This window comes from Paracidovorax konjaci (assembly GCF_900112675.1).
In the GTDB taxonomy this organism is placed as follows: domain Bacteria; phylum Pseudomonadota; class Gammaproteobacteria; order Burkholderiales; family Burkholderiaceae_C; genus Paracidovorax; species Paracidovorax konjaci.
In genome coordinates, this window is record NZ_FOMQ01000031.1 from 1 (window position 1) to 5,242 (window position 5,242).

Sequence of the window (5,242 nt, forward strand, 5' to 3'; positions counted from 1 at the left end):
TCCCATACGCCTTTGATGCCGCCTGGATACTTGGTCTCATACAGATTGGGCTGGCCGTGGTCTTTACCGCCGCCTACGGTCCCAACTCCAGTCCCGTTGCCACCACCAGTACCGCCGCCTGTGCCGCCGCCTGTTCCACCGCCTGTTCCACCGCCTGTTCCACCGCCTGCGCCACCGCCTGTGCCACCACCTGTGCCACCGCCTGTGCCGCCGCCTGTGCCACCACCTGTGCCACCACCTGTGCCACCACCTGTGCCACCACCTGTGCCACCGCCTGTTCCGTTGCCGTTGCCGTTGCCGTCGCTATTGCCACCGCCTGTGCCGTTGCCGGTGCCACCGCCTGTGCCGGTGCCGTTACCCGTGCCGTTCCCGTCGCTATTGCCATTGCCACCATTGCCACCGGTGCCCGAGCCGTTACCGGTGCCAGTGCCGGAGCCATTGCCGCCACCATTGCCACCACCCGTGCCTGTACCGGTACCCGTACCAGTACCGCCACCGCCAGTGCCACCAGTGCCACCACCAACGCCGCCACCCGTACCCGTGCCACCACCGGTGCCACCGCCAGTGCCACCAGTGTTGCCGGACCCAGAACCCGAGCCGCTACCGTTGTTGCCATTACCAGAGCCGCTCCCATTACCGGAGCCAGCACCATCCGTCCCACCACCGGAGCCGGTGCCACCGCCTGTACCAGTGCCACTACCAGTGCCACTACCTGTCCCACCGTTGCCGCTGCCAGACGCACGGACACAAGTCTCCAGACCGTTGACGTAGCCGCCCGTCATCCCGGCTGGACACGGAGGCGGGTTAGTAGTGGGAGGATCGCCAGCGCTGGCGCTGCACTTGTCGCCAGTCAGGATGCCCTCCATGCGTGTCTTGTAGTGGCAATCGCTGGTGCCAGCACCAGAGCACTCAAGCACGGGAGTCCGTGCCTCCATATCGGCAGTGCAACCCGCTACGCAACTCCTGAACGAGCCGCGAGAGCCGGGGTAATCCAACTCGCCTATTGACTGACCCTTCTTGCACTGGCGTTCGCGGCGGGCAAGCTGTTCATCGCGGATGTACATGCCGCTATCCATGATCTTGCAGACACCCTCAGACTTGACGCTGATGATGGTTGACGCATTGCCGTAGCCCGGCACACCTTTCATCGCAGAACAAGCTGCGGCCGTCGATGGATACCAGTTAGCCCCCTGATCAGGAGACCACTGGACCTCCGCCTGTGCGAGGGCCAGGATGGGCCACGCTACCAGCACAGACACAATCCATCGGAGTGATTTATGCATTGCGCACCTGTATACAAAAGACAAGGGCGCTGACCGCCCCAATCACAGCCACAAGGGCCAGGAAAAGAGCAATCAGCGCCCCTATCAGCATGGCCTACCTCAGGCCTTTTTCACACCGCGCTTGCCCAGGTCGATGCCCTTGAACGCCATCGCGATGCCAACCACAGCGACACCGATCACCACGACGGATGCGGCGACGGTCTTGAGGTCCACTGCTGCGAAAATTTCTGCCATTTCAAACTCCAAAAACGGTGGTCCGGAACACCCGGTTTGCACCCATCAACCCCGCACGCGAGGCTGATAGCTGCATTTCAAATTTTTTTGAGCGCCTCTTTAGCTCTCGCGATGGCCATCCACACCATCGCGATGCCCAAGCAAGTAACACCAATAACAGCGACCCAGGGAGTCGCGTCGTAGAGCAAAAACTGCAACACCCCGACCATGATTTCTTCCATGGCAATCCCCTCTAAGCTTTAGAAACGGCCTTGATCGCGAGTGCGATGCAGTAGCCACAAAACCACCAGAGCACGACGCTGGAAGCGCCGAAAACATAGGCAGTAGCAACGACCTCAGACGTGATGCCCAAAGCCGCGAAATCCTCCACCTGCGTGAAGGTCAACAAGGCCTGCTGATCGGGCGGGCAAGGTGCCTGGGGCACGTTGCACACGAGGATGTTCATCAGCAATCAATCCGTGAAGTCATCCAACATGCCGCCAGAGCCGCAGTCGGGGCATGTCAGCCAGTCTTCACCGTCGCCGCTGTCGTCCCCGAAGAAGTCATCAAGACAACCGGTATGACCGCAGTGCGGGCACTCAGCACGCTCCGCCATCAGGCCACCTTGCGCACGTCGTTGGCAGGCTGCGCGACAGCAGGCTTAGCAGGCTCTGCAGGAGGTGCCTTCACCGTTTCGATAGGGCGGGCGCCGACAACCATTTCCTTCGTCTCGCGGCCGTTGGAGACGCGTTCGACATCCAAGGCGCACATGAAAGGCGTTGGTATGTGCTGCATGCGAAAGATCGTGTCGGCATCGGGCATCTTCCACTCCTCTACGGAGTAACCGCCCTTGAAGTTCTCGCCCGGCTTGTTGTACCGGTCATCGAGCTTGACCCGCCCGAACAGCGCACCACTGTTGATGCCTTCCTTGTTCACAAAACCTTTGAAGGCCTTCATACCAATCACTTCAACCACAACGCTGGACATAGCGCTTCCTTTCAATCTCTGGCAGCTCGTACCAGTCAGGCATGGACACCGGGCCGAGCTGTATTACCCGGGTCCTTGTTTTGAGGGGAACCACGTTGGACTTGATCGCGATGTCCACGCCAAAGGGGAGCAACGCCCGCCGATGCGTGTAGAACGTGTTGCGCGCAAGCTTCGTGGTGAGGTCGTCGCCGGCCTGCCACATGCGATAGGTGGCAAGCAGGTGTTTAGGCAACTCTGTGAGTTCGTCCACGTCTGCAGACGCACGCGTGAGCACTTCGCAGCGCTCGTTAAATTCGAGCTCAAGCTGACGCATATCGAACCCTCCGAGGTAGTGACAGCCCATGTCATGCAACTTGGTCGCCTTGACGGTCAATTCCACGCGCACAAGGCCTACGGCATCACACCAATCGGCAAGCTGCAGGACGTAAGGGTCAGGCTCGGGCTTGAACATGCTTTCAGGGTCAGCACGGACCTTTCCGGCGTGCCTGCGAAGCTCGGGCCCCTTTAAATAAGCCTTGAAATACAGGCGGCGTGATCCACGGCCAAAATCGACCGTTTCGCCGTCGCCAAACGTGCCAGTCTTCAGGCGGCTGGCCTGCTGGCTCTGCAGGTAGCGCATGAAGTGGTAGGCGTTTTCCTTGCCGCCCACGGCGTAGTTCTGCGTGATGTCCACGCGGGTCACCATCGCGCCAGTCCAGCACGTGCGCGGCTCACCCTTGAAGCTGGTGACGTACCTATCACCTTCGCTGAACGGGGGGAGGCCGAGCTCAGCAAGCAAGCCGTTGATGATGCGAAGGCACTCACGAAACGTGTAGCCGAAGACGTTGTCCGGGCGACCCAGCTTGGACACGTTGCCGTCGAACCAGACCGTCTCACCATCGCAGCGCACGAAAACCGAAGACTCATGCGAGCCTTCAATGCGCAGCTTTTTGAGGGTCAGGGACTCCACTTGACCATCGCTGTCGATACGCATGACAGCGCCGTCAGCCACCTTCGGCAAGCCACCACCGTAGTGCCGCTGATAGATCGACAGCCAATCGCAAAACCCGACCAACTGCACTTTCGTGACCGGCTGGGGATACCACTCGGGATGACTCCCCGGCTTGGGGAAAAGCTGAAATAGCTCGGGCACATCGACCAATTCAGGCAGGCCGCTAAGGTGTTCTGTACCGCTGACGGTACTAAAGTGACGTGTTACAGGCACGTCACGCCTCCGGAGGCCACCGCCCGGCCCCTCCCCGCTGCGCGGGGCCCCTCCGTGCGGAGGCCTGCTGCGGCCGCTTCCGACTCCCGCGCCAGGCTGTCCATGTCAACGGTGGCCCAGGCGATGTACTGCGCCGCAATGCCAGCGAGATCCTGCTGCAGGCGAATCAGGTACAGCTCATCGTCATGCAGCCGCACGCGCTGCATACGCGCCAGATGACGCGAGAGCAGCACGATGCGGCGCGCAGTAATGGACATGGCCGGCTCTGGCCGGCTGTAGCGGATGGTGTGCTGCTCGATGTGGATGAGGGCCGAGCCGCCCAGGGACGACGACCTCATGAGCAACGCTCCCCAGCTTGGGGAGGCAATCCAGCCCAGCGGCGGCGCAGGCCAGCAATCCGCACCAGCTCCGGATCACCGGAGGCCTCTTCGTTGGTGATGAGCTGCTGCAAGGTTAGCCGACGATGCTTTGCCACCGTCATGGGCTTGCCTTCGTACATCTCCCCAACCTGGGGGAAAACGCGGGCATCTGCCAGGCGTGGCTGCAGGTCTTGCGCCTGGCTCTCCAGCAGATCGCGCTGCCTGGCCAGGAACGCGAGCTGGGCATCACCTGGCTTGCGCTGCAGCTTGTGGCTGTTGCAGATACCGCCGCTCGTTACCTCCAGGTCATGCAGTCTGCAGGCGGTGCGCGGGGCGATGATTGGGCTGTCATGGCGCACCACCTCGAAGTGGGCGCAGTTGCGGCAACCTGGGCGGTCGCCGGGGGTCTGGTAGCCGACCTGACTGTGTTTGGCGACGAGTCTCATTCCCAGAAACCCGTGTGTCGATTCATGCGAGGGCCGGCATAGCGGCCAGATTCAGCAATGCACGCACCGCACTGCAAGAGGAAGTCATCGCCAGCTGGCCCGCCACAAGCAGGGCAGGTGCCCGCCCCCTGCCCGACACCGGCCGCAGCCGCCAAGCTTTGAGCCGGTGCCGTTTGGGTGGCAGGGGGAGAGCAATCAGCCTCCCCGGCTTGGGGAATGAGCGTCAGACTGGAGATGTGCCGGTAGCCAGCAAAGGAGCCGTCAAAGGCTTCCAGCTCGGCAACGTTGCCCTCCAGGGCGCGGACTCTCAACTCGATATGGTCGGCGGTCAGGACGACGGCGCCGATGGTGATGTGGTAGGGCATGGCGGCTGCGAATTAAGCTCACAACTTGTGAACATTTGCAACACTATCATGCATCCACCTTGCGAACAACAGTTTCGCTACAGTGCATGCACATTGTGTGCATTTTCGCAACCGGAGGACAGATGAAAACGACGATGCAGCTACTCGATAAAGCGCTGGAAACGGAGCCGGCGCCCTTCTGGCATAAGGAACTGAACCTGGCTAGGAGTACCCTCCACACGTCGCGTAGCCGTGGCCACCTGAGCCCGGCGATTGCAGGTGCTCTCGCTGAAAAGCTGGGTGAGAACGTCGATCAATGGATCGTGATCGCCGCCATGGAAAGTGAGAAGGACAGCGCCTGCAAAGAACGGATGATGAAGCGCATCCGAAAGCTCACATCGCTTTA

General features: G+C 61.2%; 10 protein-coding genes. 1 reads left to right on the forward strand and 9 read right to left on the reverse strand.

Translation table 11 applies throughout. The annotated features are described in order from the left end of the window. Positions 1-73: 73 nt before the first annotated feature. From BM144_RS22375 to BM144_RS22405, 9 genes are all read right to left on the reverse strand, one after another. Positions 74-748 (reverse strand): hypothetical protein, encoded by a 675-nt coding sequence (locus tag BM144_RS22375; RefSeq protein ID WP_175526111.1) that lies wholly within the window; start codon positions 746-748, stop codon positions 74-76. A 634-nt stretch (positions 749-1,382) separates the two neighbouring features. Continuing rightward, positions 1,383-1,517: a hypothetical protein gene (locus BM144_RS23675; protein WP_281246107.1), complete on the reverse strand. Its 135-nt coding sequence runs from the start codon at positions 1,515-1,517 to the stop codon at positions 1,383-1,385. Between the two features lie 77 nt (positions 1,518-1,594). Then, entirely contained in the window at positions 1,595-1,738 is a 144-nt protein-coding gene (locus BM144_RS23275; RefSeq protein ID WP_175526112.1) for a hypothetical protein, read from the reverse strand. Between the two features lie 11 nt (positions 1,739-1,749). Then, positions 1,750-1,962 carry a hypothetical protein gene (locus BM144_RS22380; RefSeq protein WP_092957945.1) on the reverse strand — a complete coding sequence of 71 codons (213 nt, stop codon included), beginning with the start codon at positions 1,960-1,962 and terminating at the stop codon, positions 1,750-1,752. A gap of 149 nt (positions 1,963-2,111) precedes the next feature. Beyond that, positions 2,112-2,483 carry a hypothetical protein gene (locus tag BM144_RS22385; RefSeq protein WP_139225817.1) on the reverse strand — a complete coding sequence of 124 codons (372 nt, stop codon included), beginning with the start codon at positions 2,481-2,483 and terminating at the stop codon, positions 2,112-2,114. Next, on the reverse strand, positions 2,464-3,687 hold the full coding sequence (locus BM144_RS22390) for a phage/plasmid replication protein, II/X family (protein WP_245783773.1): 1,224 nt from the start codon (positions 3,685-3,687) through the stop codon (positions 2,464-2,466). Before BM144_RS22390 ends, BM144_RS22385 begins: the two co-directional genes overlap by 20 nt. Next, positions 3,678-4,025, reverse strand: a complete 348-nt coding sequence (locus tag BM144_RS22395; RefSeq protein ID WP_092957951.1) for a hypothetical protein — start codon at positions 4,023-4,025, stop codon at positions 3,678-3,680. The genes BM144_RS22390 and BM144_RS22395 overlap by 10 nt, the downstream gene beginning before the upstream one ends. Beyond that, positions 4,022-4,492 (reverse strand): hypothetical protein, encoded by a 471-nt coding sequence (locus BM144_RS22400; RefSeq protein ID WP_092957954.1) that lies wholly within the window; start codon positions 4,490-4,492, stop codon positions 4,022-4,024. The genes BM144_RS22395 and BM144_RS22400 overlap by 4 nt, the downstream gene beginning before the upstream one ends. Next, positions 4,489-4,857 (reverse strand): hypothetical protein, encoded by a 369-nt coding sequence (locus BM144_RS22405; RefSeq protein WP_092957957.1) that lies wholly within the window; start codon positions 4,855-4,857, stop codon positions 4,489-4,491. The genes BM144_RS22400 and BM144_RS22405 overlap by 4 nt, the downstream gene beginning before the upstream one ends. A 122-nt stretch (positions 4,858-4,979) precedes the next feature. On the opposite strand from BM144_RS22405, the gene BM144_RS22410 reads away from it, so the two are divergent. After that, positions 4,980-5,242: hypothetical protein (locus tag BM144_RS22410; RefSeq protein ID WP_092957960.1), on the forward strand; the 263-nt coding region annotated here is incomplete at its 3' end.